This window comes from Methylobacterium sp. Leaf111 (assembly GCF_001423285.1).
Lineage (GTDB): Bacteria > Pseudomonadota > Alphaproteobacteria > Rhizobiales > Beijerinckiaceae > Methylobacterium.
In genome coordinates this window covers 1-15,257 of record NZ_LMNE01000073.1, presented here as the reverse complement: position 1 = coordinate 15,257, position 15,257 = coordinate 1, and the positions used below count along the sequence as shown (strand labels likewise).

The 15,257-nt window shown below is 72.6% G+C and carries 13 protein-coding genes; 5 read left to right on the top strand and 8 right to left on the bottom strand.

Going from position 1 to position 15,257, the window contains the following annotated elements; genetic code table 11:
• Nucleotides 1–43 precede the first annotated feature (43 nt).
• From ASF41_RS21505 to ASF41_RS21485, 5 genes are all read right to left on the bottom strand, one after another.
• Nucleotides 44–388 (bottom strand): flagellar hook-basal body complex protein FliE, encoded by a 345-nt coding sequence (locus tag ASF41_RS21505; protein ID WP_056496904.1) that lies wholly within the window; start codon nt 386–388, stop codon nt 44–46.
• Between the two features lie 8 nt (nt 389–396).
• On the bottom strand, nt 397–813 hold the full coding sequence (gene flgC, locus ASF41_RS21500; RefSeq protein ID WP_056213243.1) for a flagellar basal body rod protein FlgC: 417 nt from the start codon (nt 811–813) through the stop codon (nt 397–399).
• Nucleotides 813–1,196: a flagellar basal body rod protein FlgB gene (flgB, locus tag ASF41_RS21495; protein WP_056213241.1), complete on the bottom strand. Its 384-nt coding sequence runs from the start codon at nt 1,194–1,196 to the stop codon at nt 813–815. Before flgB ends, flgC begins: the two co-directional genes overlap by 1 nt.
• A 90-nt stretch (nt 1,197–1,286) precedes the next feature.
• Nucleotides 1,287–2,597 (bottom strand): MFS transporter, encoded by a 1,311-nt coding sequence (locus ASF41_RS21490; protein WP_056497331.1) that lies wholly within the window; start codon nt 2,595–2,597, stop codon nt 1,287–1,289.
• 32 nt (nt 2,598–2,629) lie between these two features.
• Nucleotides 2,630–4,582, bottom strand: a complete 1,953-nt coding sequence (locus tag ASF41_RS21485; RefSeq protein ID WP_056496900.1) for a hypothetical protein — start codon at nt 4,580–4,582, stop codon at nt 2,630–2,632.
• 198 nt (nt 4,583–4,780) lie between these two features.
• On the opposite strand from ASF41_RS21485, the gene ASF41_RS21480 reads away from it, so the two are divergent.
• Nucleotides 4,781–4,978, top strand: a complete 198-nt coding sequence (locus tag ASF41_RS21480) for a hypothetical protein (RefSeq protein ID WP_056379892.1) — start codon at nt 4,781–4,783, stop codon at nt 4,976–4,978.
• A gap of 77 nt (nt 4,979–5,055) precedes the next feature.
• On the opposite strand, the gene ASF41_RS21475 is transcribed toward ASF41_RS21480, so the two are convergent.
• Nucleotides 5,056–6,039 carry a LacI family DNA-binding transcriptional regulator gene (locus ASF41_RS21475; RefSeq protein ID WP_056213236.1) on the bottom strand — a complete coding sequence of 328 codons (984 nt, stop codon included), beginning with the start codon at nt 6,037–6,039 and terminating at the stop codon, nt 5,056–5,058.
• 168 nt (nt 6,040–6,207) lie between these two features.
• Here ASF41_RS21475 and ptsP point away from each other — a divergent pair, with 168 nt between their 5' ends.
• The 4 genes from ptsP (at nt 6,208) to ASF41_RS21455 (ending at nt 13,141) form a co-directional block, all read left to right on the top strand.
• Complete coding sequence (ptsP, locus tag ASF41_RS21470) at nt 6,208–8,760, top strand: phosphoenolpyruvate--protein phosphotransferase (protein ID WP_056496897.1); 2,553 nt, start codon at nt 6,208–6,210, stop codon at nt 8,758–8,760.
• Nucleotides 8,757–9,716 carry a 1-phosphofructokinase gene (pfkB, locus tag ASF41_RS21465; RefSeq protein WP_056496894.1) on the top strand — a complete coding sequence of 320 codons (960 nt, stop codon included), beginning with the start codon at nt 8,757–8,759 and terminating at the stop codon, nt 9,714–9,716. Before ptsP ends, pfkB begins: the two co-directional genes overlap by 4 nt.
• A gap of 82 nt (nt 9,717–9,798) precedes the next feature.
• Nucleotides 9,799–11,526, top strand: coding sequence for a fructose-specific PTS transporter subunit EIIC (locus ASF41_RS21460; RefSeq protein ID WP_056496891.1), 1,728 nt, complete (start codon nt 9,799–9,801; stop codon nt 11,524–11,526).
• Nucleotides 11,527–11,635: 109 nt separating this feature from the next.
• Entirely contained in the window at nt 11,636–13,141 is a 1,506-nt protein-coding gene (locus ASF41_RS21455; RefSeq protein WP_244479745.1) for a carbohydrate porin, read from the top strand.
• Between the two features lie 63 nt (nt 13,142–13,204).
• Here ASF41_RS21455 and ASF41_RS21450 read toward each other — a convergent pair whose 3' ends face one another.
• Together ASF41_RS21450 and ASF41_RS21445 are read right to left on the bottom strand one after the other, a co-directional pair.
• Nucleotides 13,205–14,452, bottom strand: coding sequence for an MFS transporter (locus ASF41_RS21450; RefSeq protein WP_056496886.1), 1,248 nt, complete (start codon nt 14,450–14,452; stop codon nt 13,205–13,207).
• A gap of 429 nt (nt 14,453–14,881) precedes the next feature.
• The gene (locus tag ASF41_RS21445; RefSeq protein WP_056496882.1) at nt 14,882–15,148 is read right to left on the bottom strand and encodes a hypothetical protein; all 267 of its coding nucleotides are present in this window, start codon (nt 15,146–15,148) and stop codon (nt 14,882–14,884) included.
• Nucleotides 15,149–15,257 lie beyond the last annotated feature (109 nt).

Genomic DNA, 15,257 nt, shown 5'->3' with positions numbered 1-15,257 from the left:
GTCCCGTCGAAGCGTTTGGCAGGGTTGTCCACGCGATCCATCGTCAGATCGGCATGCGGCTGAGCTCGAGATAGGCGGCGACCACCTTGTCCCGGACGGCGATGGCGGTCTGCAGGCTCTGCTCGGCCGACATCACCGCCTCGACCACCTGCTGCGTCGAGGCCTTGCCCTGGATGCCCGAGATGGCGGTGGCCTCGCCGGTGCGCAGGGAGGTGCGCAGCCCCCCGGCGAGCTGCGCCATGACGTCCCCGAAATCGGTGGCGGGACCGGCCGTGGCGGCCGCCGGGATCACGGGGAAGCTCGTGCGCGCCAGCGGCGCGGCCGAGTCGGTGCGGGTGATGCCGGTGGCCCGGTCGAAGGCGGCGAGCGAGGTAAGGGCTTCGATCATCGCGGGTCTCAGGTTCTCAGGAGGTCGATGACGCTGGCGACCATGGCGCGGGCCTGCTTGATCACCTGGACGTTGGCTTCGTAGGAGCGGTTGGCCTCACGGATGTCGGCCATCTCCACCAGCACGTTGACGTTGGGCATCTTCACGTTGCCCTCGGCATCGGCCGCCGGGTTGCCGGGGTCGCGCTCGATGCGGAACGGCGCGTCGTCGGTGCCGATCCGCCGCAGGGCCACGGTGGGGCCGCCCGCGGCCCGGTCCAGGGCGGACCGGAAGGTCACGGTCTTGCGGGCATAGGGGTCCGCCCCGGGGCCATCGCCGACGGATTGCGCGTTGGCGACGTTCTCGGCGGCGATGCGCAGGCGCAGGGACTGCGCCTCCATGCCGGCGCTGGCGAGGCGGGTGGAGGCGGCGAGGGGGTCGATCATCAGCTCTTCACCGCCGCCTTGAGCATCCGGTCGAAGGCCTTGACGATGCCCATGTTGAGGTTGTGCTCGCGGCTGACCTCGCCGGCCTTGAGCATCTCCTGCTCCAGGCTCACCGAGCTCGAGGTCGAGAGCGCGTCCCAGGCCTCGGCGGCCGAGACCGGCTTCGTCGGGATGCGGCCCTCGACGGAGGTGACGTGGGCGCTTTCCGTCAAGGCCATGCCGGCGGAGGCCGTGCGCGCCATCACCTCGGAGAACGGCACCACGTCGCGCGCCTTGTAGTCGGGCGTGTTGGCGTTCGCGACGTTGCTCGCGATGGTCGACTGACGCACCGCGAGGTAGCGCGCCTGCTGCGAGGCCAAGTCGAAGAGGTAGACGCCTGTCACGGCCGGCTCCGGTCCCGATCATTCATGACCGAAGCTTTAGGGAGCCTATCTTGTCCGAGGCTGACGGGGGCGGCGCGCGCCGGCCGCCGCTCAGCGCGCCTCCGCGTTCGCCTCGAGGTCCCGGCCGCGGGTCTCGGGCATGAGGAGAGCCGCGATCGTGCCCACGATGCTGAAGGCCACGAGGTAGTAGGCCGGGGCCAGCTTGTCGCCCGAGACGGCGATGAGCTTGTTCACGAGGTAGTTCGTGCTGCCCCCGAAGATCGAGACCGAGAAGGCGTACACGATGGAGAGGCCGGCGCTGCGCACCGGGCGCGGCAGGGCTTCGGGAATCGCCACGATGATCGCCGCCGCGTTGATCGAGGACAGGGCCGAGAGCAGGAAGGTCACGGCGTAGACCGATGGGCCGGTCGGGTCGCGCACGAGCCAGGCGAAAGCCGGCACGGTCAGCACCACGATGAGCGCGCGGGGCCAGATCATCACCGGGCGCCGGCCGAACCGGTCGGCCAGCCAGCCGCCGAGGAGCGGGAAGGCGATGGAGGCGAGGCCGAGGGCGATCGGCTCGGCGGTGGAGACCGTCTCGGTGAGCCCGAGGGTGGCCTGGGCGTAGACCGGCATGTTGGTGCCCACCGCGTTGGAGACGGTGGAGGCCGCGATGACGAGGAAGGTCAGGACCAGCATCCGGCCGTGCTCGCGCACCAGGCGCCGGACCACCGCGAGCGTGGACTCGGCCGCGGCCGGGTCGGCGCGCTCGCCGGCGGTCTCGGGCAGGTGGCTGCGGATGATCAGGCCGACGGGGACGACGCCGATGCCCAGCGCGAACATCACCCGCCAGCCCGAGCTGGCCATGGCGTCGTCGCCGACCGCGTAGGTCAGGGCCGAGGCCACCAGGCCGGCGATCAGCGCGGCGCAGCCCTGGCTGGCGATCTGCCAGCTCGCCACGAAGCCGCGCTGCTGCCCCGGCGCGGCCTCCAGGAGGTAGGCGGTGGAGGGGCCGACCTCGCCCCCCAGCGCGAGCCCCTGGATGAGCCGGCCCACGATGACGATGACCTGCGACCAGCCCCCCAGGGTGGCGTAGCCGGGGGCGGCCGCCAGCATCACCATGCCGATGGCCATCAGCGCGATGGTGATCAGCATGGCGGGCTTGCGTCCCGCCCGGTCCGCGAAGGCTCCGATGAGGATGCCGCCGATGGGCCGCATGACGTAGCCGATGCCGAACAGGGCCAGGGAGGCGAGCAGGCTGTCGGTGGCGTTCTGCGAGGGGAAGAACGCCTCCCCGATGGGTTTGGCGAAGAAGGCGTAGATGGTGAAGTCGTAGAACTCGAGGGCGTTGCCGAGCACCACGGCGGCGACCGCCTTGCGTTCGAGGCGCGGGGGCCCCTCGGTGGTTCCGGTCGTGGGCATCGTCGTGTCCTCGTGGGTGTCCGCGGCCGGGTTCATGGCACCGGCACGTCCTGCGTCAGGGTATCGATGGAGAGCAGGTAGCCCAGCAGCGCCTCCTGGTCGGCGGGGCCGAAGCCGGCCGCGGCATCGACCCAGTAGGGGTGCCCCTCGCCCGTCACGCGCGCCGTGCGTGCGGTGGCGGAGGCGCGGTTGGCGGCCACGACCCGCCCGCGCAGGTCCCGGTCCACCAGGGCCCGCAGGCTGTTGCGCGGGTCCGGCGCGAGGCCGCTTTCCAGGGTGCCGGGCACGCCGAGCTGGCCGGCGGGGTCGGTCCCCACCGCCACGCCGCCATCGTGCAGGTAGGGCGCCGACCAGGCGAGGCCGACAAGGTTCGGGACCTTGTAGCCGCCCTCGGTGCCGGCATGGGCCCAGCCGAGCCGGACCTGCTTCAGGGCCTCGCCCTCCAGGGGGATCGGCACGATCCTGGGATCGGCCGGCAGGGGGAACGGCGTGTCGGTCGCGAACATCGACGGCGGTGCGAGGTGCGCCTCCATCTTGGCCCCGGCGCGGGCCCGGGTCGGCTCGGTGCCGATCTCGCCCACGGGCACGATCCGGTTGTTGGTCAGCGCCGGGCCAGCATGGCAGCCGGCACAGCCGGCCCGCGCGAACACCGCGCGGCCGGCCTCGGCCCCAGCCTTCGGGGCGGCCGGCGGACGCAGGAGGTTCTGGAAGGCCGACATGGCGTTGTTGGCGAAGTTCGCCGGCTCCCCGGCCGCGGAAGCGAACAGCCCGTTGTCGGTCATGTAGTTGGTCGCCGGAAAGCTCGGCAGGACGGCGTAGCGGTTGAGGCCGGGCGAGCCCGGCGTCGGGTCGAAGGCGGCCAGGATCGCACTCGGCCGCGTGGCTTTCGTCGGGTCGTAGCGCAGGGCCGGGTTCACCGCCCCCTGGAACAGGATGCCGAGGTAGAGGTCCGGATCGAGGCCGAACAGCCGGGGCGCGGCGGCGGCGAGCTGGGTCGTGTCGGAATTGGCCGCGTGCACGTTGTTGTTCAGGGACGACAGGCCGTGGAAGGGCCCGACCGCCTCGCGCCCGCTCCAGCTGTAGGGCTCGCCGTAGGCCGAGAAGCTCGACGGGATCGAGGTCGGGTTCGTCACCCGGTCGGCGGAGGAATCGAAGCTGCCCGGCGGCCAGCTCGCGACCTCGACCTTGGCCGCCGCCTCCAGCTTGTCCCGGTCCGGCAGCACCGCGGTCCCTCCCCCGGCGGTCGGGACCGTGCGGGACGGATCGCCCGCGACGGCCGCGAGGTCGACGCTGCCGTGCATGAAGTAGGCGGAGGCGTTGGCCGAGAGGGCGAGGAGCAGCCCGGCATTGAGGTCGGCGTTCGGCGCCCCCTCCACGACCTTGCCGGAGCGGGGATCGACCGCCGCGTGGCAGAGGGCGCAGGTGATGCCGAGGCGCAGGTGGCCCCGGTCGTAGAAGGTCTTCAGACCGATGATGCCGAAACCGCCCTTTTCGACGTCGAGGCCGGTCGAGACCAGGTCGCCCTTGCGCCACTGGCGTTCGCCGATCCGCACGTCCTGGGCGACGCGGACCTGGAGGTTGTGGGTGGCCGTCCCGCCCAGCAGCAGCACGGCGCGGGCGACCTCGTAGGGCGTCAGGGCGCCGTCGAGCATCCCCATCACGTCGGTGAGGAAGACCTCGTTCCCGAAGGTCTCGGTGTAGAAGGCCTCCCGCCCGCGCGCGATGACGGCTTCGTCGATGGCGAAGGCGCCGGCCTCGGGCGACAGGGTCCGACGCCCCGCCTCGGTGGTGCGCAGGGTCGCGGCCTCCTCCCGGCCGATGCGGCGCCCGAGCACGTCGTAGGCCGTCGAGATCGGGTAGCGGTCGGGGTTCGCGAGGGCCTCCCGCGACGGCGTCGGCGCGTAGCTGAAGCGGCCGAAGCCGGCGAGGCCGGCCCCGGCGGCGAGGAGGACGAAGGAGCCGACGAGAAGGGAACGGGAACGCATGCCGAGGGTGTGTCTCCGGCCTGCAGGGGCCGGCGGACAACGAGTGCCGACGGCCAAGGTTCGATGACGGATGCGCGAGGGGCCGCGCCGCGCCGATCGGGTCTGCGGGACCGCACGGGGTCCGGCCCCTCGGAACCGGCGATCCCTGCGGGCGCTTGCTCCCCCGGGCGGGCCATCCGTCCGGTCGGGAGGACAGCCATGTCGCATGACACCGAAACGCATCAAGCCCTGCTCAGCGCCCTCAAGGCCGCCCAGGGTCGGTCCGACGGCGCCTTCGAGAAGGCCGTCACGGACGCCTTCGCGCATGTCTTCGAGCATCTCGAGCGCCTGAACGCCGTCAGCGGGCCGGACGAGGACCGGCCCCTGCAGCCCGGCGAGTCGCCGACCCTGCGCTGAGTCCGCCCCGCGACGGATCCGGCGCCGGGGCGAGACCGGGCCGGCGACGCCTCGGGCCCCCTGCGGCGGGCGCGGAGCTAGCCGCGCCCCGACGACCCCCGGACCACCAGCCGGCCACTCAGGGTGACCTTGCGGACGGCCTCGCCCGGCGCCTTCAGCCGGTCGAACAGCAGGGCCATCGCCTGGGCGCCGATCTGCGCCACCGGCTGCTCGATCACCGTGAGACCGGGCTCCACCAGGTCGGTCCAGGGGTCGTTGTCGAAGCCCGCGAGGCCGAGCTGGTCCGGGACCGCGAGGGCGAGCGTGCGCGCGGCGCGCACCGCGCCCATCAGCGTCAGGCCGTTCGACAGGATCAGCGCGTCGGGCCGGTCCGGCTCGGCCAGCCAGCGGGTGAGCGTGGCCTCGGCCGCCTCCGCGGTGGGCGGCGCCACGCGGGCCAGGGGCTCGGCGCCGCGATGCCGGAGCGCCGCCTCGTAGGCGGCCTGCCGCTCCTGCGCGGTGGAACTGGTCGAGCCGAACAGCCCCCCGATCCGGCGATAGCCGCGCTCCCAGAGATGATCGACCAGGGCGCCGGTGGCCGCCGCGTTGTCGAGGACGACGCTGTCGTAGGTCCCCGCCGGGCCGGTGCGGTCGATGAAAACCACCGGCACGTCGAGGCTGTCGGCCTTGAGCGATTCCGCCGTTCCGCGCGTGGGCGCGAAGATCACGCCGGTGACGCGCTCCTCCTCCATCAGCCGGAGGTACAGGCGCTCGCGCTCCGGATCCTCGTCGGTGTTGCACAGGATCACCCGCATGCCGGCGGCGTAGGCCGCGTCCTCCACCGCCCGGCTCACCGCCGTGAAGAACGGATTGCGGATATCGGCGACGATCAAGCCGATGGTCTGCGTCGATTGCGAGCGCAGGCGGCGCGCGGACAGATTCGGGCGATATCCGGTCGCCCGAACCGCTGCCTCGACCTGCTGGCGCAGGACGTCGCTGACCGGCCCTCGACCGAGAGCTCGGGAGACCGTGGCCGTCGAGACACCGGCGGCGCGCGCCACGTCACGAATACTGGCACTCATCTGGCGGAGAACGTTTTCAGCGTCATGACGTCGTTCTGGCATCCCGTCCCACCATCGGCAAGCGGCGATACGGCATTATTGCGCCGAATCGCGTTGACACCGATTGTGAAAACGTTTTCATAGTGCCAACGAGCATTTCAACAACCGTTTTTCCGGGAGGAGCACGCCATGCTCGCGCCGACGCCGATCCTACCTCCGCGCCTGCTGATCCAGCTGGGCGCGGCCCCGGCCAGCAAGGAAGCGGCGATCCGCGCGGCGGCCCAGCTCCTCGTCGCGTCCGGCTGCATCGATGCGCCCTACGAGGCCAGTATGCTGCGGCGCGAGGGCGTAGCGAACACCTATCTAGGCCACGGCGTGGTCATCCCGCACGGCATGGTCGACGACCGTCACCACGTCCGCGCCAGCGGGCTGGCGGTCCTGCAGGTTCCGGGCGGGATCGAATGGCACGACGGCCAGGTCGCCCACCTGGTGGTCGCAATTGCGGCGCAGTCGGACACCCACATCACTATCCTGCGCCGCCTCACCCGGCTCATCCAGGACGAGGTGCGCCTCGCCGCCCTGCGCATTACCACCCGCAAGGAGGAGATCGCCGCGGCCCTCACCGAGGACGCGCCCGCCCCCGGCGCGGCCGGCCCGGCCGGCGACCTCAGGCAGCGCTTCGACTGGACCGTCGACTATCCCACCGGCCTCCACGCCCGCCCGGCCGCCCACTGGGTCGAGACGGCCCGCAACTGTCCCGCCCGGATCCAGGTGCGCCACGGCGCCGAGGTGGCCGACGCCAAGAACCTGATCGCCCTGCTCCAGCTCGGCCTGCGCTGCGGCGACGGGGTGACGATCTCGGCGGAGGGCGACGACGAGGCCGGCGCCCTCGCCCGGATCTGCGCGGCGGTGACGGGCCTGAGCGCGGGGGAGAAGGCCGCCGCCAAGGCCGCGGCGGACGCCGCCGCCCGGGCGGCCGGCCCGGTGGCCGGCTGGAATCCCGCCGATACGCCGCGGGTGCTGGCGGGCCTCGGCGCGAGCCCCGGCCTCACCATCGGCCCCATCCACGTGCTGAGCCAGACGGAGGTCACGGTCCGGGACGAGCCCGAGCCCCTGACGTCGGGCGGCGACCGCCTGCACGCCGCCCTCGCCGCCACCGAGGGCCAGCTCCGGGCGCTGGCGGACGACACCGAACGCCGCCTCGGCAAGACCGATGCGGGCATCTTCCGGGCCCAGGGCGAGCTCATCCCGGACACGGACCTGATCACCCTGGCCTGCCAGCTGATGGTGGAGGGCCACGGGGTCGCCTTCGCCTGGAACCAGGCGGTGGAGCGGATGGCCGGCCGGCTCTCGGCCCTGGGCAATCCCGTGCTGGCCGCCCGCGCGGCGGACCTGCGCGACGTCGGCCGGCGGGTGCTGGCGCAGATCGACCCGTCGCTCAAGAGCGGCCACGACCTGCCGGACGTACCCTGCATCCTCATCGCCCCCGATCTCGCTCCGTCCGACACCGCGGGCCTCGATCCCACCCGGGTGATCGGCCTCGCCACGGCCCAGGGCGGCCCGACCTCGCACACCGCGATCCTCGCCCGCACCCTCGGCATTCCCGCCCTGGTGGCGGGCGGCCCCGCCCTGCTCGCCCTAGAGAACCACACCCCCGCGATCCTCGACGGCGGCACCGGCCGGCTCTACCTCGATCCGAGCGCCGCCGACCTCGCCTCCGCCCGGGACTGGAGCGCGCGCCAGCGCGCCAAGGCCGAGGAGGAGGCCCGCGCGCGCGCTCTGCCCGCCCGCACCCGGGACGGGCACGCGGTCGCCATCGGGGCCAACGTCAACAATCCCGAGCAGGTGCCCTTCGCCCTGGACCAGGGCGCGGAGGGCGTGGGCCTGATGCGCACCGAGTTCCTGTTCCTCGAGCGTGGCGACACGCCCACCGAGGACGACCAGTACGCCACCTACCGGGCGATGCTGGACGCCCTCGCCGGCCGTCCCCTCATCGTGCGCGCCCTCGACATCGGCGGCGACAAGCAGGTGGCCCACCTGCACCTGCCCCGGGAGGAGAACCCCTTCCTGGGCGTGCGCGGCGCCCGGCTGCTCCTGCGCCGGCCCGACCTGATGGAACCGCAGCTGCGGGCCCTCTACCGGGCGGCGAGGGACGGAATTCCCGCCGATGCGGCCACCGGCAAGGGGGCCCCCCTGTCGATCATGTTCCCGATGATCACCTCGGTGCCGGAGGTGCTCGCGCTCCGGGCCCATTGCGACCGCATCCGGGCCGAACTCGACGCGCCGGAACTGCCGCTCGGCATCATGATCGAGGTGCCGGCCGCCGCGATCCAGGCCGACGCCCTGGCCCGGCACTGCGATTTCTTCTCGATCGGCACCAACGACCTGACGCAGTACGCCCTGGCCATCGACCGCCAGAACACCGAGCTCGCGCCGGAGGCCGATTCCCTGCATCCGGCAGTGCTGCGCCTGATCCACCTGACCTGCGAGGGCGCCGCCCGGCACAAGCGCTGGGTCGGCGTCTGCGGCGGCATCGCCGGCGATCCGTTCGGCGCCTGCCTGCTCGCCGGCCTCGGGGTCGACGAATTGTCGATGACCCCGCGCGACGTGGCCTCCGTGGAGGCGCGCCTGCGGGCGAGCGAGATGGGCGCGCTGCGGGCCCTGGCCGCCCGGGCCTGCGCCCAGGAGGACGCGGCCGCGGTCCGGGCCCTGGCCGTCCTCCTCGACGGAGAGCCCGCATGACCCGCGTGGTCACCCTCACCCTCAACCCGGCCCTCGACCGGACCGTGATCCTCGACGTCCTCCGGCCCGGCCACGTCCACCGGGCGCGCAGCACCCGCTCAGATGCGGGCGGCAAGGGCGTCAACGTCGCCGCCTGCCTTGCCGACTGGGGTGTGCCGGTGGCCGCCGCCGGCCTGCTCGGGCAGGACAATGCCGGGCCGTTCGAGGCCCTGCTCGCGGCCAAGGGCATTGCGGATCGCTTCGTCCGGATCCCGGGCGAGACCCGGACCAACCTGAAGCTGGTCGACGGCACCGGCGGCGACACCACCGACATCAACCTGCCGGGGCTCGCCGTCGAGGCCGGCAGCCTCACCGCCGTCCGGGCGATGCTGCGCGAGGCCGTGGAGCCCGGCACCCTGGTGGTGCTGGCCGGCAGCCTGCCGGGCGGCGTGGCCCCGCCGATCTACGCGGAGATCGCCGCCGAGCTGCGGCCGCTGGGCGCCCGCCTCGTCCTCGACGCCTCCGGCCCCGCCCTGGCGGCGGCCCTGGCCGCCCCGGCCGCGGCCCTGCCCTTCGCGGTCAAGCCCAACCGGCACGAGCTCGAGGAGTGGGCCGGGCGGTCCCTGCCGGATCTGGCCGGGGTGGCGGCGGCGGCCCGGGGCCTGGTGGCCCGCGGCATCCCCCTGGTGGTGGTCTCGCTCGGTGCCGAGGGGGCGCTGTTCGCCAGCGCAGACGGCACGGACCTGGCCCATCCGCCCGCGACCCGGGTGACCAGCACGGTGGGCGCGGGCGACGCCCTCGTGGCCGGCCTCGTCGCGGGCCTGCAGGCGGGCCTGGACCGGACCGCCACCGCCCGGCTCGCCCTGGCCTTCGCGGCCGGCAAGCTCGGGCTTGCGGGCGCCAACCTGCCCGCCCGCGACACGGTCGTGGCCCTCGGCGCGGCGGTACGGGTGGAGCCCCTCACGGCCTCGGCCTGAGGCACGGACCTTCGACGCAGCACGACGACGCACCGGCGGGCCGGGACGCGCCGCAAGGTGAGGAAACCATGGGGAGGAAGCCATGACGCAGGTGCTCGCAGTGGTGGGCGGTGGGGATCTCGGCCTGCACGCGGTGCTGGCCGGCGAGGCCCTGCGCGAGGCGGCGGGCCGGCGCAACCAGCCCCTGGACCTGGAACTGCGCGGCAAGGGCGTGCCCGGCACCGCCCTGAGCGCCGGCGCCATCGCCCGGGCCGACGCGGTGCTGCTGGTGGGCGAGGGCGACCTCGACGAGGGGCGCTTCGGGGCCATGCGCCGGGCCCGGATCCGCATCGAGGACGTGCTCACCGACGCCCACGCGGTGCTCGACCGGTTCCTCGGGGGGGCGGGCGAGGCGGCCGCGGCGACGGACGGGGCGCCGAGCGAACGCCGGCGGATCGTCGCCATCACCTCCTGCCCCACCGGCATCGCCCATACCTTCATGGCCGCCGAGGGCATCCAGGCGGCGGCCGAGGCCCTCGGCTACGCCGTCCGGGTCGAGACGCAGGGGTCGGTGGGCGCCCGCGACGCCCTGACCGCCGAGGAGATCGCGGCGGCCGACCTCGTGCTGATCGCCGCCGATACCGGGGTCGACCGGACGCGCTTCGCCGGCAAGCGGCTCTACGCCACCAACACCAAGGCGGCGATCCGCGACGGCAAGGGCTTGCTGGCCACGGCCTTCGCCGAGGCGCAGCGCCAGCCCGACGCGGGGACCACCGCGGCGGACGGGTCGGCCCGTCCGGCGGCGGCGGAGGAGAAGAAGGCGGGCGCCTACAAGCACCTGATGACCGGCGTCTCGTTCATGCTGCCCTTCGTGGTGGCGGGCGGCTTGCTCATCGCCCTGGCCTTCGCCGTCGGCGGCATCGACGCGATGAAGCCCGACCACGCCGGCACCCTGGGCTTCGCCCTGGGGGAGATCGGCGCCAAGGCGGCCTTCGCGCTGATCGTTCCGGTGCTGGCCGGCTACATCGCCTTCTCCATCGCAGACCGGCCCGGCATCGCGCCGGGGATGATCGGCGGCATGCTCGCCGCCAACCTGCAGGCGGGCTTCCTCGGCGGCATCGCGGCGGGCTTCATCGCCGGCACCACCACCGCCTTCCTCAACCGGCACATCCGCCTGCACCGGAACCTGGAGGGCCTGAAGCCGGTCCTGATCCTGCCGCTGCTGGCCACCGCCGTCACCGGCCTGCTCATGGTCTACGTCGTCGGCGTGCCCGTGGCGGCCATCCTGGCGGCGCTCACGGACTGGCTGCGCAGCATGCAGGGGGCGAGCGCCGTCGTGCTCGGTCTGGTGCTCGGCGGCATGATGGCGGTGGATATGGGCGGCCCGGTCAACAAGGCCGCCTATGCCTCCGCCGCCGCGCTGATCGCATCGGGCATCACCGCGCCCATGGCCGCCGTGATGATCGGCGGGATGACGCCCCCCCTGGGGATCGCGCTCGCCACCCGCCTGTTCCCCGGACGCTTCTCGCAGGCCGAGCGCGAAGCCGGCGGCGCGGCCGCGGTGCTCGGCGCCGCCTTCATCACCGAGGGGGCGATTCCCTTCGCGGCGGCCGATCCCCTGCGGGTGATCCCCGCCATGGTGGCGGGCTCGGCGCTGGCCGGCGCCGTGGCGCTCAGCCTCGGGGTCGAACTGAAGGTGCCCCATGGCGGCCTCTTCGTCCTGCCGATCCCCAACGCGGTGACCAACGTCCCCGGCGCCCTGATCGCCCTGGTGGTCGGCACCCTCGTCACCGGGCTGCTCGTCGGCCTGCTCAAGACGCGCGCCGCCTGAGCCCGGCCGTCCCCCCTCCGTGGGGGAGGAACCCGCGCCGGGGCTGCGAACGATCGGACTACGACCACCCAACCCGGCACCAAGACCGGCCACGCGAACACCACGGACCATGAGGGGACGACAGATGGGCACGGGATTGAAGACGGCTGCCATCGGCCTGGGACTGGTAACGCTGATGCTCGGACCGCAGGCACAGGCGCAGGATGCGGCCGCCGCCGGGTTCGGCGTTCCCGACACGGTTCAGCGCCCGGCGCTGCGCTCTCCGGGCCGATTGCCGCCCCGTCCCGACGGCCAGGACATCACCGGAGCGCAGAGCGCGGCCGGGGCGGCGGACACCCTGGGCCAGAGCGCGACGCCCGCCACCCTTCCCACCGGCGTGTTCGACCTCGGCCACGGCCTCACCCTCAGCGCCAACTACACCGGCCAGGCCGCCGCCAATCCCGTCGGCGGCATCCGCCAGGGCAGCGCCTATGCCGGGCAGCTGTTCTTCGGCATCGATGCCGACCTCGACCGCATCGCCGGCCTCGCCGGAGGCGCCCTCCACATCGCCGTCACCAACCGCCACGGCGACAACCTCGCGGGCGACTTCATCGGCAACAACACCTCCGTCCAGGAGATCTACGGCGGCGGACAGACCACCCGCCTCACCCTGCTCAGCTACGAGCAGAAGCTCCTCGACGACCGCCTCGTGGTCGAGTTCGGCCGCCTCGTGGCCAACATCGCCTTCCTCAACTCGCCGCTCTATTGCAACTTCCAGTCCAATTCCGCCTGCGGAAACCCGACCTTCGTCTTCAAGACCTCGAACTTCACCTTCTGGCCCGTCTCCAGCTGGGGCGCCCACGCCAAGGCCTGGCTCACCGACCGGGTCTTCGTCCATGCCGGCGTCTACGAGGTCAATCCCCGCCACCAGCAGCCCGGCGACAACGGCCTCGACCTCTCCACCCGCGGCGCCACCGGCGCGATCCTGCCGTTCGAGCTCGGCTACTCCACCACCTTCGCCAACGACCCCCTGCCCCGCAACTACGGCATCGGCGGATGGTACGACGCCTCCGACTACGCCGACCCCGTGCGCGACATCACCGGCCAGCGCGCCGTCCTCACCGGCCTCGCCCCCGCCACCCGCTTCGGACGCTCGGGCGTCTATGCGCGCTTCGACCAGATGGTCTGGCGCCCCGATCCCGGCGCCGTCCAGGGTCTGACCCTGTTCGGCGTGGCCATGGCGGGCACCTCCGGGCGCCTCGTCGAGGACTACTTCCTCGAGATCGGCGCCCTCCAGACCGGCACCTTCGCGGGCCGGCCCTTCGACACCCTGGGCTTCGTCGTCAACACCCAGCGCTTCTCGCCCCTGGCCCTGTCCAACATCGCCGCCGTCCAGGGCACCCTCGGCCTCGACCGCGCCCTGCCCCGCCAGCAGATCATGATGGAGCTCAACTACGGCATCCAGGTCACCCCCGCCGTCCGCCTCACCCCCAACCTCCAGTACATCATCAACCCCGACCAGACCCGCTTCCCCGCCTACCCAAAGAACATCCCCGATGCCCTCGTCGTCGGCGCCAAGCTCTCCGTCGACCTTTTCACCCTCGCGGGCCTCGCCACAGGACCCGGGGCGTACTGACGCGGCGGCTCCGGGGATCGGGTCCCGTGGGCCTGCGCATCGCCTGCGGCGGCCGGGACCTTCTCAGGCCCGCTCCGCCGAAGGCTCCGGCATGCGCGTGAGGAGGAGCGCCGAACCGATGCCGATGGCCGCCGAGACGAGGAACGCCGCCGTGAAGCCGCTCCAATCGACGATGCTCCCGGCCAGCACGTTCGAGAGGGCGATGGCGACGCCCTGGACCGTGGCGATCACCCCCGAGGCGAGGTTGTAGCGGGCCTTGTCCTCCATGAGGTCGGCGATCACCAGGGGCTTGATGGCGCTGTAGAGGCCGGTGCTGACGCCCTCCAGGCCCTGCACCGCGAAGAGCCAGATCGCGTCGTCCGACAGGGTGTAGAGCAGCGCGCGCACCGGCAGCATCGCGAAGGCGAACAGGAGGATCGGTTTCCGGCCCCAGCCGTCGGCGAAGCGCCCGACCAGGATGGCCATGGGCAGCATCACCGCCTGCGCCGCCACGATGGTCGTCGAGGTGATGGCGGCCGACCAGGTCTCGTGGACCAGGGAGATCTTCTGCGCGACCAGGGAAGCCATCGGCCCGTTGGCGAGCTGGAACAGGAAGATCGCGGCGGCGAAGACGAGGAGCGGGCGATTGCCGAGGAGCACCTTGAAGGCGGCCCCCGAGCGCGGCTTCGGCTTCACCCCCTCGGCGAGCTCCCGCCCGACGATGTCCCGGGGAATTGACAGGACCGCCGCGGCGGCCGCGAACGACAGGGCCGGCACGAGGAAGAACACCGCCCGGTCGGGAAAGCCGTAACCGACCAGCGCGATCAGGACGGCGATGACGACGTTGCCGGCCCGGTACCAGGCGCTGTTGCGGCCCATCCGGCGCGACAGGCGCGCGTTCGGGAAGATGCCGAGGGTGAGGCCCGCGATGGTCGGGGTGAAGCTGCTGCCCGCCGCGGTCAGGACCGTGAAGGCGAGGAGCACCGGCCAGAATTGCGGCCAGAGGGCAATGACCACCGCCCCGGCGGAGGCCGCCATCAGAGCGGCCACGATGGCCCAGCGCTTGTCGCGCGCGCGGTCGATGACGGCCCCGAGGGGGGCCTGCAGGCCGACGCCGACGAGCCCCGCCAGGGTCATCACGAGGCCGACCGTGGTCGCGCTCCATTCGCGGTGCACCAGCAGGAAGACGTTGAGATAGGGCCGCAGCCCGCCATTCACGTCGACTAGGGTGAGGTTGAGCAGGTCGAACTTGCGCGGATGCAGGTCCTTCGCGGTGCCCGCCTCGTCTTGTCCCTCATCTTGGCCGCCGTCTTGTTCCGCCCTGTGCGCCATCGCTCTGTGTTGCCCGTTCCGGTCCCGCTGTGACCGGATGTGACGTCCCGGCGGTCGTTGTGTTCCCGGGCGGGCGGCATCGGGAGGACGACGAGGGGGTCGGACATGGTCGCCCCCGGGCGCGCATGGCGCGACCCGCCACGGCGGAGGCCGGGCGGGTCGGTGTGAGATCTTGTCGGTCGGGAACGGCTCAGAGGTTGAGAAAGGTCTGGGCCGAGCCGACGAGGNCGCGACCCGCCACGGCGGAGGCCGGGCGGGTCGGTGTGAGATCTTGTCGGTCGGGAACGGCTCAGAGGTTGAGAAAGGTCTGGGCCGAGCCGACGAGGGTGAAGACGAGTCCGCCGGCGAAGGCGGCGATCATGGCGTAGGAGAAGCCTTTCAGCAGCATGGGGGTTTCCTCGGGGTGTCCGGTCGGGTTGGGGTGTCCGATCAGCAGCGGTTTCCGCCCGAGGTCTGGCCGTACTGCTGGGTGGGGAAGTTCTGCTGGTTGGCGTTGCCCTCGGCGGCCGAGCTCATCGGACAGCTGTAGGGGTTTCGCAGGGGGGCGACGCTGCGAAACTCGAGCGAACCGGTCGTTTCGACGTCGGAGGGCGAGAAGGCGGTGTAACGGGACGGCCTTTCGAAAGCCATGGCGGACGAGATCGGAGCAACGCCAAGGACGATGGCGGCGGCGAGGGCGGCGATACGGGTCTCCATTGTGGCTATCGGGCTCCTATACAGTGCGAACTGGTTTTCTTGGTTCGCTTCATCTGTCTGAGTCCAATATGGGGCCTCGATCTCAGCCATGACGTGCGGCCAGGCACGT

Bases quoted from the DNA above. Each gene is read 5' to 3' on its own strand.
- ASF41_RS21455 (WP_244479745.1), top strand. From the start codon at position 11,636: ATGAGGGGACGACAGATGGGCACGGGATTGAAGACGGCTGCCATCGGC.
- ASF41_RS21445 (WP_056496882.1), bottom strand. From the start codon at position 15,148: ATGGAGACCCGTATCGCCGCCCTCGCCGCCGCCATCGTCCTTGGCGTT.
- ASF41_RS21490 (WP_056497331.1), bottom strand. From the start codon at position 2,597: ATGCCCACGACCGGAACCACCGAGGGGCCCCCGCGCCTCGAACGCAAG.
- ASF41_RS21480 (WP_056379892.1), top strand. From the start codon at position 4,781: ATGTCGCATGACACCGAAACGCATCAAGCCCTGCTCAGCGCCCTCAAG.
- ASF41_RS21460 (WP_056496891.1), top strand. From the start codon at position 9,799: ATGACGCAGGTGCTCGCAGTGGTGGGCGGTGGGGATCTCGGCCTGCAC.
- ASF41_RS21505 (WP_056496904.1), bottom strand. From the start codon at position 388: ATGATCGAAGCCCTTACCTCGCTCGCCGCCTTCGACCGGGCCACCGGC.
- ASF41_RS21475 (WP_056213236.1), bottom strand. From the start codon at position 6,039: ATGAGTGCCAGTATTCGTGACGTGGCGCGCGCCGCCGGTGTCTCGACG.
- ASF41_RS21450 (WP_056496886.1), bottom strand. From the start codon at position 14,452: ATGGCGCACAGGGCGGAACAAGACGGCGGCCAAGATGAGGGACAAGAC.
- pfkB (WP_056496894.1), top strand. From the start codon at position 8,757: ATGACCCGCGTGGTCACCCTCACCCTCAACCCGGCCCTCGACCGGACC.
- ptsP (WP_056496897.1), top strand. From the start codon at position 6,208: ATGCTCGCGCCGACGCCGATCCTACCTCCGCGCCTGCTGATCCAGCTG.
- ASF41_RS21485 (WP_056496900.1), bottom strand. From the start codon at position 4,582: ATGCGTTCCCGTTCCCTTCTCGTCGGCTCCTTCGTCCTCCTCGCCGCC.
- flgC (WP_056213243.1), bottom strand. From the start codon at position 813: ATGATCGACCCCCTCGCCGCCTCCACCCGCCTCGCCAGCGCCGGCATG.